Consider the following 16038-nt stretch of genomic DNA (forward strand, 5'->3'; position numbering starts at 1 on the left):
GGTTGGCCGTATTTGGCACTTAGATTTGGTCAAAGGCGAGCAGTCGTGCGCTCAGCGCCAAGCAGAGCAGCTGCACGCCGAGGAAGACGGCGACCCAGAAAATCCCGGGAACGTGCGTGAGCCTGGCCAACTGGTCGGCATCCGACGAGGAGCCAGCCCGCCGCGACCGGGATCGCTGCAATTCGAGGGACGTGCGCAGTGCACCGAACAACAGAAACGCAGTGACCAAAAGGGCGAACACGCCCTGCACGAGCGGTGACCCAAACCAGGAGACACCGAACACGACGGCGCCGGTCACGGCAACCGACCACAGGCCGAACCAGTTGCGAATCTGCACGAGCAGCAGGGCCAGGAGGGCGAGGAGTGCCCACAGCAGGCCCACGTCATAGCCCAGACTGAGTAGCCAGGCCGCACCGAGGCCGAGGAGCGCGGCGGCCGGATAGCCGGCCAATAGGGTAAGGATCATGCCCGGCCCACTCGGGCGCCCGCTACTCACGGTGAGCCCGGAGGTGTCCGAATGCAAGCGGATGCCGCCGAGCCGGCGTCCGCTCAGCACCGCGATGACGCCGTGCCCGCCTTCGTGCACAATCGTGATCGCGTGCCGGGCGAGGCGCCATGCCGGGGTGAACAAGACGATCGCGCCGGCTGCGGCCACGGTCAGCCAGGCCGTGAGCGGCGCCAGCGCGGCATGCGGTGTCGTCATTCGTTGCCAGATGTCGAGCAGCACGTCCATGCCTCTCAGACTAGGTGTGCAGCTCTCAGCTGTACGCTCACGGCGGCGTGCGCGGATCGCACCAGCCTGGGCAATCGCCGCGACCCGCGGACTACCGGGTTCCGGCACGAAGCCGGCTGCGGCGGGCGGGGCGGTGAGGGGGCATAAAAAAACCCCCGCATGAACGGGGGTTTTCTCGGTGGGCGATGCGGGACTTGAACCCACGACCTCTTCCGTGTGAAGGAAGCGCGCTACCAGCTGCGCCAATCGCCCAAACTTCTGCGCGCGGCAACCGAAGTTGCTGTTGCGACTTTTGATACTAGCCCAGACTGGTGCGTCGTCGCACATCGACGCCGCGCACCGGTGTGGCGCGCGCTGCGTGCAACCGCGCACTGACTTTCGCGCGACACAGCGCGGAAGCCTCGAGCGATCGAGTGCTCGAGTGATCGAGTGATCCGAGAGACCAGGTGCGAATGGCACTGATCGGCACGAAGTAGAACCGGATCCCGGCGCCAACTGGGCCGCGCAACGGCCCGGCATTTCTTGGGGCAACACGCCGTAAACGGCTCGGTTTGGTTTCCGTCTAGCTATTCGGCTAGAGTCTCCAAGTACGCAGAAATGCGAACAGTTGCGGATGTGGCGCAGTGGTAGCGCATCACCTTGCCAAGGTGAGGGTCGCGAGTTCGAATCTCGTCATCCGCTCGAATGATCTGGAATCGGCCGCAAGGCCGGTTCCAATTCGTTTGGTATGAACCCAACTGGTGGATTGGCCGAGAGGCGAGGCAGCGGCCTGCAAAGCCGTTAACACGGGTTCGAATCCCGTATCCACCTCCATTCTCGGTGCACATGCTGAGAGTACGCAGTTCCCAGAAATTTGGGCGATTGGCGCAGCGGTAGCGCGCTTCCCTGACACGGAAGAGGTCACTGGTTCGATCCCAGTATCGCCCACAGTAAAAGCCCCGGTAAAACGGGGTTTTTTTGTACCCAAAAACCGCCGCAGCCGGTGCCCTTGCGCGGCATTGGCTGCCCGCGTAGTTTTGCCCGCAGGAGGTGAGTGCAATGCACGCAACAATAGGAGATCGAATTGTCATTCGTGGCAAAACGGTGGAGCGACCGGATCGTCGAGGCGAGATTCTCGAGGTTCGCGGAATCGACGGCGGTCCACCGTACCTCGTCGCGTTCGACGACCGACACGAAAGCATCGTGTACCCCGGCGCCGATTTCGTCATCGAACACACAGAATCCGTCTAGGCGCAGGGCTCAGCCTGGCCGACACCGGGTTGAGCTCTCGCACTCCCTGATGCCTCACCCGTCAACGCCCGAAAATGTTGCTTGCGGCCGACGGACCTCTCCAACGTCCCGTCGGCCGACGAACAGTGACGCGCGCGCCGCTAAAGTTGACGGGTAGGCAAACAATAGGGAGTAATACACGTGGCTGACGGCTTTGCGCTTTTCACCGACCGATCCATTGTCGCGATGCGCGTCAACGGCGAGTTGAAAGACCTGGCAGCCACCGTGTTGCCAACGGATGCCGTCGAACCGGTCAGCATAGATTCTCCCGACGGCCTCAGCATTCTGCGCCACTCAGCCGCTCACGTCCTGGCCCAGGCGGTGCAGACGGTGAACCCGACCGCCAAGCTCGGTATCGGCCCGCCCATCACCGACGGGTTCTACTACGACTTCGACGTCGAGGTGCCGTTCACCCCTGACGACGTGAAGTCACTCGAAAAGGCCATGGATCGCATCATCCGTCAAGGCCAACGCTTCGTGCGTCGCGTAGTGACCGACGACGAAGCCCGCGCTGAACTGGCCGCTGAGCCGTACAAGCTCGAACTCATCGGCCTCAAGGGTGGTTCGAGCACCGAGGACAACGAGTCGGTCGAGGTCGGCGGCGCTGAACTGACCATCTACGACAACGTTGACCCGAAGACGGGGGAGACGCTCTGGAAAGATCTCTGCCGCGGCCCGCACCTGCCCAACACCCGCATGATCGGCAACGGCTATTCGCTCACCCGCCTGGCCGCCGCATACTGGCGTGGCTCCGAGAAGAACCCGCAGCTGCAGCGCATCTACGGCACCGCCTGGCCCAGCAAAGACGAACTGCGCGCCTACCAGACCCGTCAGGAAGAGGCGGCCAAGCGCGATCACCGCAAACTCGGTGCCGAACTCGACCTGTTCAGCTTTCCCGAGGAGATCGGTTCCGGCCTGGCAGTATTCCATCCCAAGGGCGGCATCATTCGGCAGGAGATGGAGAGCTACTCCCGCAAGCGCCACGTTGAGGCCGGCTACGACTTCGTCTATTCGCCGCACATCACCAAGTCGACCCTGTTCGAAACATCGGGCCACCTCGACTGGTACCGCGAAGGCATGTTCCCCCCGATGCACCTCGACGAGGAACGTGACGAGACCGGCCATGTCACCCGCCAGGGCGTCGACTATTACCTGAAACCGATGAACTGCCCGTTCCACAACCTCATCTTCAAGTCCAGCGGTCGCAGCTACCGCGAGCTGCCGATGCGCCTGTTCGAATTCGGGTCGGTCTACCGCTATGAGAAGTCCGGCGTGCTCAACGGGCTCACCCGGGTGCGCGGCATGACCCAGGACGATGCCCACATCTACACGACCAAGGAAGGCATGAAGGAGGAGCTCACGAGCACCCTCAATTTCGTGCTGCAGTTGCTCGCCGACTACGGCCTCGAGGACTACTACCTCGAGCTGTCCACCAAGGACCCGAAAAAGTTCGTCGGCAGTGACGACGCCTGGGACGAAGCCACCGAGACGCTCCGTGAGGTCGCCGAGGCATCCGGTCTCGATCTGGTCGCCGACCCGGGCGGGGCAGCGTTCTACGGCCCCAAGATCTCGGTGCAGGCCCGCGACGCCATCGGGCGCACCTGGCAGATGTCGACCATTCAGCTTGACTTCAACCTGCCAGAACGGTTCGACCTCGAATACACCGCGAACGACGGCAGCCGCCAGCGCCCGGTCATGATCCACCGCGCCCTGTTCGGCTCGATCGAGCGCTTCTTCGCCGTGCTCACCGAGCACTACGCCGGGGCGTTCCCGGTCTGGCTGGCGCCGATGCAGGTCGTCGGCATCCCCGTCTCCGAGCAGTACGGCCCGTACCTCGATGATGTGATCGCCACCCTGAGGAAGGCCGGCGTGCGCGCGGAGGTCGACCATTCCGACGACCGCATGCAGAAGAAGATCCGCACCCACACCAAGGCGAAGGTGCCCTACCAGCTCATCGTCGGCGAAGACGACCAGGCCAACGGCGCGGTGAGCTTTCGCTACCGCGACGGCACGCAGCAAAACGGCGTGCCGATCGCCGAGGCCGTGCGTCTCATCGTGGAATCCATCGAGATCCGCGCCCAGGTCATCACGAGCCCGGTCGCGGCCGAAGTACAGGCATAGCATGACGGGAATTACGGACGATCGGCTGCGTGGCTCGGACGCTGTCGACGCTGGCGCGACCGAAACCGCTGCCGAGTTCGCCGCGGTTCCGGATGCCTTCCAACGGCTCTGGACGCCGCATCGGATGGTCTACATCCAAGACGGGCAGCAGCCGCACCCCGATGACTGCCCGTTCTGCATTGCGCCGACACTGGACGACGAGAAGGCTCTGATCGTGGCGCGCGGTACCCACGCTTACGTAATCCTCAACCTGTTTCCCTACAACAGCGGCCACGTGCTCGTCTGCCCATATCGGCATGTCGCCACCTACGACCAGGCCACATCGGAAGAGATCGCCGAGATCGGCGAACTCACCCAGGTCGCGATGCGGGTGCTCACCGAGGTATCGAACTGTGACGGATTCAACATCGGTATGAATCAGGGGCGCATCGCCGGGGCCGGCATCGCCGAGCACCTGCACCAGCACATCGTGCCCCGCTGGGCACTCGACTCCAATTTCTTTCCCATCATCGCTGGCACCAAGGCCATTCCGCGTCTGCTCGGCGACGTGCGTCGGGAGATCGCCGAGGGCTGGCCCGGCGCCACAACCGCGCCTGCAGGCACCCTCTAATTCCGCTCCGACCGGGCGGCGTGCCGGTGCGCCCGGTCACTTCCCTTCGACCCCTCTGACCAGACCACCACCGTGCAAGGAATAGGATGGTGGTTATGACTGAATCAACCTCCGCCGAGCAATTCGGATCGAGCCGCGTCAAGCGTGGACTCGCCGAAATGCTCAAGGGCGGCGTCATCATGGACGTCGTCACCGCTGCCCAGGCTCGTATTGCTGAAGACGCCGGCGCTGTCGCCGTCATGGCTCTCGAACGCGTTCCCGCCGACATCCGCGCACAGGGCGGCGTGGCCCGCATGAGCGACCCCGACCTCATCGACAGCATCATCGCCGAGGTCAATATTCCGGTCATGGCGAAGACCCGCATCGGCCACTTCGTGGAAGCCCAAATCCTTGAGGTGCTCGGCGTCGACTACATAGACGAGTCCGAGGTGCTCAGCCCGGCCGACTATGTGAACCACATCGACAAGTGGAACTTCACCATTCCCTTCGTCTGTGGCGCTACTACGCTCGGTGAGGCGCTCCGCCGCATCACCGAAGGTGCGGCCATGATTCGCTCCAAGGGCGAGGCCGGCACCGGCGATGTCTCCGAAGCCACCAAGCACATTCGCACCATCAACGGTGAGATCAAGCGCCTCTCCTCGATGAGCCGCGACGAACTGTACGTCGCCGCCAAGGAGCTGCAGGCACCGTACGAGCTCGTCGCCGAGATCGCCTCCACCGGAAAGCTGCCCGTCGTGTTGTTCACAGCCGGGGGCGTGGCCACCCCGGCCGACGCCGCCATGATGATGCAGCTCGGCGCTGACGGCGTGTTCGTCGGCTCCGGCATTTTCAAGGCGGGCAACCCCGAGCAGCGCGCTGCGGCAATCGTCAAGGCCGTCACGTTCTACGACGATGCCAAGGTAATCGCGGGTGTCTCGCGCGGCCTCGGAGAGGCCATGGTCGGCATCAACGTGTCCGACATCCCCGCACCGCACCGCCTCGCCACCCGCGGCTGGTAGCCGGGCCGTTCGTGGCGATTCTCTCCGTCGGCACCCGACCTGCTGAAACCGCTGTACCGACAGGGCTGCGGATCGGGGTGCTCGCCCTGCAGGGGGATTTTCGCGAGCACGCGCAGGTGCTGCGCGATCTTGGAGCGAGCGTCGACCTGGTGCGCCGTCCGGAAGAAATCGACCGCCTCGACGGTCTGGTCATTCCGGGCGGCGAATCGAGCGTCATGGACAAGCTGGCCCGCACGTTCGGCCTCGCCGAGCCGTTGCGGGCTGCTATCCGGGGCGGCCTGCCGGTCTATGGCACCTGCGCCGGCCTGATAATGCTCGCCGACACGATTCTCGACGGCATGAACGGGCAGCAGAGTCTCGGCGGACTCGACATCGCGGTGCGCCGCAACGCTTTCGGCTCGCAGACGGCATCCTTTGAGACCGACCTCGACATTCCAGCGCTCGGGGTGAAGCCGGTGCACGCCGTGTTCATTCGGGCTCCCGTCGTGGAGACGCTCGGTCCGCGGGCGACCGCGCTGGCCACCCTCGACGACGGCCGCTGCGTCGCCGTGGAGCAGGGCAACCTACTCGGCACGTCCTTTCACCCGGAGATCACCGGCGAATACCGTTTTCACCGGTATTTCCTGCAGAAACTGGTCGTCGCAGCCCGGTGATCAAGCGGCCGGCTGTGGGCCCAATTGTGCCCGGCGCGGGAGTGTAGCTATGGTTCAGACATGACTCAGAATTCAAGTGGTCAACGATGACCCGTTATGTAGCACTGCTTCGTGGCATCAACGTCAACGGCATAACCATTGCCATGACAGATCTTGCCGCCACCTTCCATGACCTCGGCTACACCGACGTGAAAACGGTGCTGGCGAGCGGCAATGTCCTCTTCAGCATCGACAGCCCGCTCGTCGACAAAGCGGATGCCGCGGCTCTCAAGGCTCGCATTGAAGCAGCACTGACCGCCCGGTTCGAATACGAGGCGTGGATCGTGCTCGTCGATGCCGAATCGCTCGATCGGATTGTGCGCGCGTACCCGTTCGACGCGGGCCGTGACGGCTGGCATTCCTATGTCATGTTCTCGTCCGACCCTGGGCATCTCAGTGAGCTCGCCGGCCACGCGAAGGAACTCGATGCCGCCGACGAGCGCATCGAACTCGGCCACGGTGTGCTCTACTGGGAGGTTCGCAAGGCCGTGGGTATCAAGAGCGCCTTCAGCAAGAAAAGCGCCAAGATCAAATACCGCGACACGACGACGACCCGCAACCTGAACACCCTGCATAAGCTGCTGGAAGTTACACCGGGATAGACTGATCCGGCACCTAACGTGCACCGACCACGCGCTGCCGCCGCATCTGTAACCAGGGCTGGCACCCGCCGCACCACAGAGAACGATCACGCACAACAACGGGAGATGTATGTCCGGGCATTCCAAATGGGCCACCACCAAGCACCAGAAGGCGGTCACCGACTCGCGTCGGGCGAAGGCGTTCGCCAAGCTCATCAAGAACATCGAGGTTGCGGCCCGACTCGGCGGCGCTGACCTCTCGGGTAATCCCACCCTGGTCGACGCCATTCAGAAGGCCAAGAAGACTTCGGTCCCCAACGACAACATCGACCGTGCGGTGAAGCGCGGTGCTGGGTTGTCGGGCGAGCAGGTCGACTACACGACGATCATGTACGAAGGTTATGCCACGCACGGCGTCGCAATCATGATCGAGTGCCTTACCGACAACAAGAACCGCGCCGCGGCCGAGGTGCGCACCACGATGGCTCGCAACGGCGGAGCCATGGCTGACCCGGGCAGCGTGGCCTACAACTTTCACCGCAAGGGCGTCGTCGTGGTCAAGCGCCTGCCGACGATCACCGAAGACGACATCATGCTCGCCGTTCTCGACGCCGGTGCCGAAGAAGTCATCGATGAGGGTGAGACCTTCGAGATCTTTTCCGACGCGAGTGACCTCGTCGCCACCCGCACCGCGTTGCAGGCTGCCGGAATCGACTACGAGTCGGCCGATATCGCCTTCGTGCCGTCGCTCAAGATCGAGGTCGACGCCGAAACCGCCCGCAAGGTCTTCCACCTGATCGACGCGATGGAAGACCTCGACGACGTGCAAAACGTGTACTCCAACTACGACCTGTCGGCCGAGGTACAGGCCGCACTGGCCGCCGAGTCCGCGTAGTCCGATGGCGGTCCGGGTTCTCGGCATCGACCCGGGCCTTACCCGTTGCGGTGTGGGCGTGGTCGACGTCGAGGGCAATCGCTCGGCCCGCCTGGTTGACGTGACCGTGCTGCGCAGTGCGCCCGACCTGCCCCTGGAACAGCGGCTGTTGCTGCTGTCCCGGGGACTCGAAGAGATGCTCGACCGACACCGGCCGCAGTTCATCGCCATTGAGCGGGTCTTCGCGCAGCTCAACGTGAGCACCGTCATGGGCACCGCCCAGATCAGCGGGGTCGCCCTGCTGCTCGCCGCGCAACGCGGCCTACCGGTGACCCTGCACACCCCGAGCGAGGTGAAGGCCGCCATCACCGGGTACGGTTCCGCAGACAAGAAGCAGGTCGGCACCATGGTCGCCCGCATTCTCGGGCTGACCGAGATCCCCAAACCAGCCGACGCAGCGGATGCCCTCGCCCTCGCGATCTGTCATGCCTGGCGCACCGGGGCATCAGGCGGCACCCTTCCGACCGTCGCCTCGGTCGCCGCCAACAGGCTCACCGCTGGCGCGCTCACCCCTGGAGCACTGACCCCCGCCCAGAAAGCGTGGCGCGCCGCCGAACGGGGTTCGGTGCCAGCAGCGTCGGCGGTGCCCCGTAGTCTTAAGCGGTGATCTCTTCCGTACGTGGCCTCGTCCTTTCAACCGCAGGCTCAACCGTCGTGATCGAGGTCGGGGGAGTCGGCCTCGGCGTGCAGGTGACGCCGGCCACCGCACTCGGCGTGCGCATCGATGAAGAAGCCAGGCTGATGACGACCCTCATCGTGCGCGAAGACTCCCTCACCCTGTACGGCTTTGTAACCGCTGACGAACTCGCGGTCTTCGAGCTGCTCGTCGGTGTCACCGGTGTAGGCCCCAAATCGGCCCTCGGCGTGCTCGCGGTGCTCACCCCGAACCAGATCGCCCAGGCCGTCGCGGGCGAAGACGACGGCGCATTCCGTAAGGTCAGCGGCATCGGGCCGAAGACCGCGAAACTCATCGTGCTCTCCCTGACCGGCAAACTCGCGGTCACGGCTGCGAGCACGCCAGCCCGCCGACCCGGGGCTACCTCGGTCGCCGCGAGCGTGCAGGCGGCACTGATCGGCCTCGGCTGGTCGGAGCGCGTCGCAGCCGAGGCCGTCGATGAGACCCTCACTGACCTGGCGGATGCTGCGGGCGAGGATACCGCGCCGCCAACGGTCGCCGCCGTGCTCCGATTGGCTCTCGGCCGCTTAGGCCCGGCGGCGCACCACGCAACGGGCTCGGCCGCTGCGGCCACGGGAACGGGTCGCTCATGAACCCCGACGCCGGCTTTGAGCACCCCGCCGTTGAGCTGACTAACCCGTCGCTGGAGAGCGAATCCGAGCTTGCCTTCGAGGGCGCCCTGCGCCCGGCGAGCTTGGCCGAATTCGTCGGCCAGAAGAAGGTGCGCGGGCAGTTGCAGCTGCTGCTGACCGCCGCGACGATGCAGAATCGCACACCCGACCACATCCTTCTGGCGGGCCCACCCGGCCTCGGCAAGACCACCCTCGCCATGATCGTCGCGTACGAGGGCAACCGCCCGCTGCGCATGTCGAGCGGCCCGGCCATTCAACACGCCGGCGATCTCGCGGCAGTGCTGTCGTCCCTGGTACCGGGGGAAGTGCTGTTCATCGATGAAATCCATCGCATGGCACGGTCGGCTGAAGAGATGCTCTACCTCGCCATGGAAGACTTCCGCATCGACATCATGGTCGGCAAGGGCGCCGGTGCTACCTCCGTTCCGCTCGACCTCGCGCCCTTCACCCTGGTCGGCGCCACTACCCGGTCAGGTCTGCTGCCGAACCCCTTGCGCGACCGATTCGGGTTCACTGCCCACCTCGAGTTCTACGCCGACAGCGAGCTCGAACAAGTGCTCGCCCGGGCCGCGCAGTTGATCGACCTGCCGATAAAAAAAGATGCCCTCGCCGAGATCGCCGGGCGGTGCCGCGGCACACCACGCATCGCGAACCGCCTGTTACGCCGCGTGCGCGACTACGCGCTCGTGCACGGGGGAGCGGCCGACATCGCCGCGGTGCACGCGGCCCTCGAACTGTATGACGTCGATGCGATCGGTCTCGACCGCCTCGACCGCGAAGTCATGAAGATCATTTTGACCCGGTTCGGAGGCGGGCCGGTGGGGCTCAACACCCTGGCCGTATCGGTCGGTGAAGAGTCCGAAACGGTGGAGGCGGTCGTAGAGCCGTTCTTGGTGCGGATAGGCTTCCTCACGCGTACCCCGCGAGGGCGGGTTGCCACCAGCGCAGCGTGGCAACATTTCGGTCTGACCCCTCCTCAGGGCAGTGCCACCCTTCTTGATCTATAATTCAATTTGGTCCATCTGTCTATAGCCTTAGTTCAGAAGGTACCGGCCCGCACAAACGGGCCGTCAATACAAGCTTCGGCCACCCGTGCCGCAATCGAAAGGTAATACAGTTTTATGGATTCATTGACTCTCGTCATGTTGGCCGTTTTGGCCGTTCTCGTCTTCTTCATGTTCCGCAACGGCCGCAAGCGCAAGAAAGACCAGGAAGCCCTGCAGGCCACCATGGTTCCCGGCGCCGACGTCATGACCAACTTCGGCATGTACGGCACGATCATCGCCATCGATGAAGAGGCCAACAAGGTCGAGCTGCAGATCGCCCCCGGCGTCGTTGTCGAAATCCACCGTCAGACCATCGCCCGCGTGGTGGAGCCGGTCGTCGCCGACGATCTCGATGACTCCAGTGTCGATAACACCGACTCGCTCAGTGAGCCAGAATTCGGCCAGCGGGTTTCCGAGGGCGACTCCGACAGCACCGAACAGCCCAAAAAGGGTGACGCGTAGTTTCATTCGTTCACGCAATACTTGCTGAGCACCACAGGTAACACAACGCACGTACTGCATCACGCGGCGCGCCCACGCATTCTGGCGTGGGCGCCAACAGAAAGCTGAGTTCATAGGTGGCTAAGTCGTCTCCGGTCAAGAAGGCCTGGCGTTCCCTGACCTGGCTTGGCGTGCTTATCGTCGGCCTGATCGCCCTCAACGCTTTCGGCGTATTCACCCAGAACGGATCGTGGACGCCGAAACTGGCACTCGACCTCGAGGGTGGAACGCAGATCATCCTTGCCCCTCAGGTCGAGAGTGGCGCGACAGTGACCTCGGAGCAGCTCACCGAGGCCGTGGGCATCATTCGCCAGCGCGTCAACTCCTCGGGAGTCTCCGAGGCGGAGGTCAACACCCAGGGCGGCCGGAACATCGTCGTGTCGATCCCCGGTACCCCCGATGACGCCACCCTGGAACGCATCAAGTCGTCTGCCAAGCTCGAGTTCCGTGCGGTGCTCGTGGCGGGCCAACCGTCCGGCCAGACCATGGGCGCTGACGGTACCGCAACGCCTGCACCGCAGGCTCCTGTCGATCCGAGCCTGTCGACCACGCCCGCCGTCGAACCGACCAACGCGAGCGATTTGAACTACGTCACGCCCGCACTCCAGGCCGAGTACGACTCCTTCGACTGCGGCAAAATCAACACGACCAATGTGGCGCCGGCCAACCAGCCCCTGATCACCTGCGAAGCCGATGGCTCGGTCAAGTACATCCTCGGCCCGGTCGAGGTCGACGGATCGACGATCGCCAACGCGACCAACGGCCAGCGCACCACGCAGAGCGGCGCGACCACGGGCGAGTGGGCGGTCAACATCGTCTTCAACGGCACGGGAACGTCGAAATTCGCTGATGTCACAACACGACTGTTCAACCTCACCGGTGTGCAGAACCAGTTTGCGATCGTGCTCGACGGCCGAGTCATTTCGGCGCCGGCCACCCAGGGCGCCATCCTCGATGGCAAGCCGCAGATCACCGGTTCATTCGACCAGGACAGTTCCAAGGCCCTGGCCGACCAGCTGAAGTTCGGTGCTCTCCCCATCAGCTTCACCGTGCAAAGCCAGGACACCATCTCGGCGACGCTCGGTTCGACGCAACTTTTGAATGGGCTCATCGCCGGCCTGATCGGTTTGATCCTCGTTGTCATGTACTCGCTCGCGCAGTACCGTCTTCTCGGTTTGATCACGATTGCGTCCCTCGGCGTGGCAGCGGTGATCACCTACCTCCTGATCACCATCCTGTCCTGGCGCGAGGGCTACCGCCTGTCCCTGGCCGGTGTCGCCGGTTTGATCGTGGCCATCGGTATCACCGCCGACTCGTTCATCGTCTACTTCGAACGCGTGCGCGACGAGCTGCGTGACGGCCGCGGGCTGGAGTCCTCGGTCGAGGCTGGCTGGAAGCGGGCCTTCCGCACCATCGTCGCCTCCGACGTTGTCAACTTCCTCGCGGCAGCCGTATTGTTCGTGCTCGCCGTCGGCAACGTGCGCGGGTTCGCACTGACCCTCGGTCTCACCACGGTCGTCGACCTCCTCGTGGTCGGCTTGTTCACGCACCCGATGCTTCAGCTGGTCGCTCAGACGAAGTTCTTCAACGAGGGTCACAAATTCAGCGGGCTCGATCCTCGAGCGCTCGGTGCCGTCTACCGGGGACGCGCTCGATTCGAGCCCTCGGCGGCTGTCTCGGGGACCAAGGCCTCATCCTCCAGCAAAGAGGCGGCCAAACGGCAAACCATCGCCGAACGGAAGGCGTCGGAACTCGTTGGAACCAGCACTGATCGATCGACAGACAGGAAGGATTCCTGATGGCCAGTTTCTCGCAGTTCGGAAATGACCTCTACACGGGTGCGCGTTCGCTCAATATCGTCGGGCGTCGCAAACTGTGGTATCTCATCGCCGGTGGCATGATCCTCATTGCCCTCGTCGGTCCGTTCCTGCTGCGCGGTGGCTTCGTCTTCGGTATCGAATTCACCGGGGGTAGCGAGTTCGTCGTTTCGCAGACGACGAGCCAGTCAGAGACCACGGCAACGGACGCCGTCGCGAGCGTCGTCCCCGAAGCTGTTGCGAAGGTTTCCACTGTCGGTTCTGACGGTGTCCGGGTGCAGACTGATCAGCTGTCGGAAGGGCAGACGTCGGGAGTGCGTGATGCTCTCGCTGCGGCCTATGACGTGCCGGTCACGGAAGTCGCGACCTCCTTCATCGGGGCGACCTGGGGGCAGGACATCACCGGACAGGCCCTTCGGGCCCTCGTGGTGTTCCTGATACTCGCCGGCATCATCATGGCCGTGTACTTCCGAACGTGGAAGATGTCGGTGGCGGCCATGGTGGCGCTGCTGCACGACCTCGTCATCACGGCCGGTTTCTACGGAATCACGGGTTTTGAAATCACGCCGGCGGCGGTGATCGGGTTCCTCACTATTCTCGGCTATTCGCTGTACGACACCGTTGTGGTCTTCGACAAGATTCGCGAGAACACCAATCTGGACGGTTCAGGCTCGAGCCGGACCTTCTCCGAGTCGGTCAACCTCGCCGTCAACCAGACGCTCGTGCGCTCGATCAACACCTCGGTCGTGGCGGCCCTGCCCGTGGCATCCATTTTGTTCATCGGTGCGTTCTTTCTGGGTGCCGGCACCCTGCGCGACATCTCGCTCGCGTTGCTCATCGGAGTTCTGGTCGGTACCTACTCGACCATATTCATTGCGACACCGCTCTACGCCCAGCTGCGAAACGGTGAGGATGCCATTCGCAAACACGACAAGAAGGCCCTCGCCGCGCGTGCCAAGGCCTCGTCTCCAGCCGCGGAGAGCCTCACAGCCTAGTTGCAGGCACCCGCACGACGCGCAGCGGCCAGCCCCGGTGGGCTGGCCGCTTCTGGGTACGGCCGGTATTGTATCGCTGGGGGCGTAAGGATGGCTGCCGCAGAACCGGCATAATTGACAGTACGCAAGCACAGCCCGCGTGTTCTGCCGGGCGTGAAGCCGAGGTGAGACTATGACGGACACGACGACCCCCTCCCCGGCATCGCTGCGCCGTCTGGTTCCGCGCATCTTCTCCCGGGCGCAGCCTGCCGGTGCTGTGGATCGTTTGATCAAGACAGTTCGGCTGAATCACCCCAAGGTCGATCTGTCGGTCATTGAACGCGCGTATACCGCCGCCGAGCGAGCTCACGACGGGCAGTTGCGTCGCAGCGGCGAGCCGTACATCACCCACCCCGTCGCCGTGGCTCAGATCTTGGCTGATCTTGGAATCGGCACCAAAACCATCGCTGCCGCCCTGCTGCACGACACCGTGGAAGACACCGATTACACGCTCGATGCCCTGCGCGCCGATTTCGGCGATGAAATCGCCATGCTCGTTGACGGGGTCACCAAGCTCGACAAGGTGAAATACGGCGACTCGACTCAGGCCGAGACCGTACGCAAGATGATCGTCGCAATGTCCAAAGACATCCGGGTGCTCATCATCAAACTCGCCGACCGGCTGCATAATGCGCGCACCTGGGGTTTCGTGCCCAACGAATCCGCCGTGCGCAAGGCCACTGAGACCCTGGAAATCTACGCACCCCTCGCGCACCGCCTCGGCATCCAGACGATCAAATGGGAACTCGAAGACCTGTCCTTCGCCGTGCTGTATCCCAAGTTGTATGCCGAGATCGAAAGCCTGGTCAAGCAGCGCACGCCGCAGCGCGAGGAGTTCGTTCAGCAGGTCATCGACACCATCAGCGACGACCTCAAATCGGCGCGCATTCGTGGCAAGGTCGCCGGTCGACCCAAGCAGTATTACTCGATCTACCAGAAAATGGTCGTGCGTGGCCGTGAGTTCGATGAGATCTACGACCTCGTCGGTATTCGCGTTTTGGTGAACTCCGTGCGGGACTGCTACGCGGTGCTGGGTTCCATCCACGCTCGGTGGACGCCGCTGCCCGGCCGGTTCAAGGACTACATCGCCACGCCGAAGTTCAACCTGTACCAGTCGCTACACACGACGGTGCTCGGGCCGAGCGGTCGCGCCGTAGAAATTCAGATTCGCACCACCGAGATGCACCAGCGCGCCGAATTCGGCGTCGCCGCACACTGGAAGTACAAGGAACAGGTCAACGGCAAAAGTGCCGGCGGTGCCGGGCCCCAGAGCGACACCGACATGGCCTGGCTCGCCCACATTTCTGACTGGCAGGCTGAAACGGCCGACCCGGGCGAGTTCCTCGACTCTTTGCGCTATGAGATCGGTGCCAAAGAGGTCTACGTCTTCACGCCTAAGGGCCGTGTCATTGGCCTCCCCTCCGGTGCTACGCCGGTCGACTTCGCCTACGCGGTGCATACCGAGGTCGGCCACCGAACCATGGGCGCCAAGGTCAACGGCCGCCTGGTACCGCTCGAGAGTGAGGTCGTCACGGGCGACGTTGTCGAGGTGTTCACCTCGAAGAACCCCGACTCCGGCCCGAGCAAGGACTGGCTCAACTTCGTCAAGAGCCCCCGGGCACGCAACAAGATTCGGCAGTGGTTTACCAAGGAACGACGCGACGAGGCCATTGAACAGGGCCGCGACGCGATCGCGCGGGCCATGCGCAAGCAGAACCTTCCGCTGCAGAAGCTGATGAATCAGGACTCTTTCGCGGAGGTTGCGGCTCTCCTCAAGTACGAAGATGTGTCGGCGCTGTATGCGGCCGTCGGTGAGGGGCATGTCTCAACCCAATCCGTGCTCGAAAAGGTCGTCTCCTCGGTGCAGAGCATCGAAGACAACGACAGCATCGATTATCCGATTGCAGCCCGGGGTCGGCCGCAAACCTCCCGCAACGGGGACTCGGGAGTGCTCGTGCGCGGCGCGCCGGACATTCTGGTCAAGCTCGCCCGCTGCTGCACTCCGGTGCCCGGAGATAAAATCGTCGGCTTCGTCACCCGCGGCGCCGGCGTCTCGGTACACCAGGCGGTCTGCCACAACGTGCAATCATTGCTGTTAGAACCCGAACGTATGATCGAGGTCGAGTGGGCCCCCACCTCGAAGAGCCTGTTCCTCGTGCATATTCAGATCGAAGCCCTCGACCGCTCTGGACTGCTCTCCGACGTCACCCGCGTGCTGTCGGAGCACCACGTGAACATTCTTTCGGCCACCGTCAACACCTCAAGAGACCGCCTGGCGATCAGCCGCTTCGTATTCGAGATGGGGGACACCACCCACCTCGACCGCGTGCTGAACGCCGTGCGTCGCATCGATGCTGTCTATGACGTCTACCGGGTCAGCGACGGCTAACCGAA

The 16038-nt window shown here is 63.6% G+C and carries 15 protein-coding genes and 4 tRNA genes; 17 read left to right on the forward strand and 2 right to left on the reverse strand.

The genetic code is table 11. The annotated features are described in order from the left end of the window. Positions 1-19: 19 nt before the first annotated feature. Positions 20-733: a M50 family metallopeptidase gene (locus tag E3N85_RS02715; RefSeq protein ID WP_134459125.1), complete on the reverse strand. Its 714-nt coding sequence runs from the start codon at positions 731-733 to the stop codon at positions 20-22. 179 nt (positions 734-912) lie between these two features. Beyond that, positions 913-985 (reverse strand) — tRNA-Val (locus tag E3N85_RS02720). Positions 986-1342: 357 nt separating this feature from the next. Here E3N85_RS02720 and E3N85_RS02725 point away from each other — a divergent pair. From E3N85_RS02725 to E3N85_RS02805, 17 genes are all read left to right on the forward strand, one after another. Then, positions 1343-1414 (forward strand) — tRNA-Gly (locus tag E3N85_RS02725). 58 nt (positions 1415-1472) lie between these two features. Next, positions 1473-1546: transfer RNA gene (locus E3N85_RS02730), tRNA-Cys, on the forward strand. A gap of 42 nt (positions 1547-1588) precedes the next feature. Continuing rightward, positions 1589-1660, forward strand: a tRNA-Val gene (locus E3N85_RS02735). A 111-nt stretch (positions 1661-1771) separates the two neighbouring features. Next, positions 1772-1963: a DUF1918 domain-containing protein gene (locus E3N85_RS02740; RefSeq protein WP_134459127.1), complete on the forward strand. Its 192-nt coding sequence runs from the start codon at positions 1772-1774 to the stop codon at positions 1961-1963. A gap of 225 nt (positions 1964-2188) precedes the next feature. Further along, on the forward strand, positions 2189-4123 hold the full coding sequence (thrS, locus tag E3N85_RS02745; RefSeq protein ID WP_241978282.1) for a threonine--tRNA ligase: 1935 nt from the start codon (positions 2189-2191) through the stop codon (positions 4121-4123). Between the two features lies 1 nt (position 4124). Then, positions 4125-4733 carry an HIT domain-containing protein gene (locus E3N85_RS02750; RefSeq protein ID WP_134459131.1) on the forward strand — a complete coding sequence of 203 codons (609 nt, stop codon included), beginning with the start codon at positions 4125-4127 and terminating at the stop codon, positions 4731-4733. 95 nt (positions 4734-4828) lie between these two features. After that, positions 4829-5731 carry a pyridoxal 5'-phosphate synthase lyase subunit PdxS gene (gene pdxS, locus E3N85_RS02755; protein WP_134459133.1) on the forward strand — a complete coding sequence of 301 codons (903 nt, stop codon included), beginning with the start codon at positions 4829-4831 and terminating at the stop codon, positions 5729-5731. Between the two features lie 17 nt (positions 5732-5748). After that, a complete protein-coding gene (pdxT, locus tag E3N85_RS02760) occupies positions 5749-6384 on the forward strand; it encodes a pyridoxal 5'-phosphate synthase glutaminase subunit PdxT (protein WP_370289008.1) in 636 nt (211 codons plus the stop codon). Positions 6385-6470: 86 nt separating this feature from the next. Continuing rightward, positions 6471-7025, forward strand: a complete 555-nt coding sequence (locus tag E3N85_RS02765; RefSeq protein ID WP_134459135.1) for a DUF1697 domain-containing protein — start codon at positions 6471-6473, stop codon at positions 7023-7025. A 109-nt stretch (positions 7026-7134) separates the two neighbouring features. Further along, a complete protein-coding gene (locus E3N85_RS02770; protein ID WP_134459137.1) occupies positions 7135-7899 on the forward strand; it encodes a YebC/PmpR family DNA-binding transcriptional regulator in 765 nt (254 codons plus the stop codon). A gap of 4 nt (positions 7900-7903) precedes the next feature. After that, entirely contained in the window at positions 7904-8545 is a 642-nt protein-coding gene (ruvC, locus tag E3N85_RS02775) for a crossover junction endodeoxyribonuclease RuvC (RefSeq protein WP_134459139.1), read from the forward strand. Next, positions 8542-9207, forward strand: coding sequence for a Holliday junction branch migration protein RuvA (gene ruvA, locus E3N85_RS02780; protein WP_134459141.1), 666 nt, complete (start codon positions 8542-8544; stop codon positions 9205-9207). The genes ruvC and ruvA overlap by 4 nt, the downstream gene beginning before the upstream one ends. Further along, positions 9204-10253, forward strand: coding sequence for a Holliday junction branch migration DNA helicase RuvB (ruvB, locus tag E3N85_RS02785; RefSeq protein ID WP_134459143.1), 1050 nt, complete (start codon positions 9204-9206; stop codon positions 10251-10253). The genes ruvA and ruvB overlap by 4 nt, the downstream gene beginning before the upstream one ends. A 114-nt stretch (positions 10254-10367) precedes the next feature. Continuing rightward, entirely contained in the window at positions 10368-10754 is a 387-nt protein-coding gene (gene yajC, locus E3N85_RS02790) for a preprotein translocase subunit YajC (RefSeq protein WP_134459145.1), read from the forward strand. Positions 10755-10870: 116 nt separating this feature from the next. After that, positions 10871-12592, forward strand: coding sequence for a protein translocase subunit SecD (gene secD, locus E3N85_RS02795; RefSeq protein ID WP_134459147.1), 1722 nt, complete (start codon positions 10871-10873; stop codon positions 12590-12592). Beyond that, positions 12592-13605 carry a protein translocase subunit SecF gene (secF, locus tag E3N85_RS02800; protein ID WP_134459149.1) on the forward strand — a complete coding sequence of 338 codons (1014 nt, stop codon included), beginning with the start codon at positions 12592-12594 and terminating at the stop codon, positions 13603-13605. Before secD ends, secF begins: the two co-directional genes overlap by 1 nt. Before the next feature lie 172 nt (positions 13606-13777). Further along, positions 13778-16033 (forward strand): bifunctional (p)ppGpp synthetase/guanosine-3',5'-bis(diphosphate) 3'-pyrophosphohydrolase, encoded by a 2256-nt coding sequence (locus E3N85_RS02805; protein WP_134459151.1) that lies wholly within the window; start codon positions 13778-13780, stop codon positions 16031-16033. Positions 16034-16038 lie beyond the last annotated feature (5 nt).

Source organism: Cryobacterium sp. Hz9 (assembly GCF_004402825.1).
Taxonomy (GTDB): Bacteria; Actinomycetota; Actinomycetes; order Actinomycetales; family Microbacteriaceae; genus Cryobacterium; species Cryobacterium gelidum.

Excerpts from the sequence above, each read along its gene's own strand:
- E3N85_RS02715 (WP_134459125.1), bottom strand. The coding sequence starts at position 733 with ATGGACGTGCTGCTCGACATCTGGCAACGAATGACGACACCGCATGCC.
- E3N85_RS02740 (WP_134459127.1), top strand. The coding sequence starts at position 1,772 with ATGCACGCAACAATAGGAGATCGAATTGTCATTCGTGGCAAAACGGTG.
- thrS (WP_241978282.1), top strand. The coding sequence starts at position 2,189 with ATGCGCGTCAACGGCGAGTTGAAAGACCTGGCAGCCACCGTGTTGCCA.
- E3N85_RS02750 (WP_134459131.1), top strand. The coding sequence starts at position 4,125 with ATGACGGGAATTACGGACGATCGGCTGCGTGGCTCGGACGCTGTCGAC.
- pdxS (WP_134459133.1), top strand. The coding sequence starts at position 4,829 with ATGACTGAATCAACCTCCGCCGAGCAATTCGGATCGAGCCGCGTCAAG.
- E3N85_RS02765 (WP_134459135.1), top strand. The coding sequence starts at position 6,471 with ATGACCCGTTATGTAGCACTGCTTCGTGGCATCAACGTCAACGGCATA.
- E3N85_RS02770 (WP_134459137.1), top strand. The coding sequence starts at position 7,135 with ATGTCCGGGCATTCCAAATGGGCCACCACCAAGCACCAGAAGGCGGTC.
- ruvC (WP_134459139.1), top strand. The coding sequence starts at position 7,904 with ATGGCGGTCCGGGTTCTCGGCATCGACCCGGGCCTTACCCGTTGCGGT.
- ruvB (WP_134459143.1), top strand. The coding sequence starts at position 9,204 with ATGAACCCCGACGCCGGCTTTGAGCACCCCGCCGTTGAGCTGACTAAC.
- yajC (WP_134459145.1), top strand. The coding sequence starts at position 10,368 with ATGGATTCATTGACTCTCGTCATGTTGGCCGTTTTGGCCGTTCTCGTC.
- secF (WP_134459149.1), top strand. The coding sequence starts at position 12,592 with ATGGCCAGTTTCTCGCAGTTCGGAAATGACCTCTACACGGGTGCGCGT.
- E3N85_RS02805 (WP_134459151.1), top strand. The coding sequence starts at position 13,778 with ATGACGGACACGACGACCCCCTCCCCGGCATCGCTGCGCCGTCTGGTT.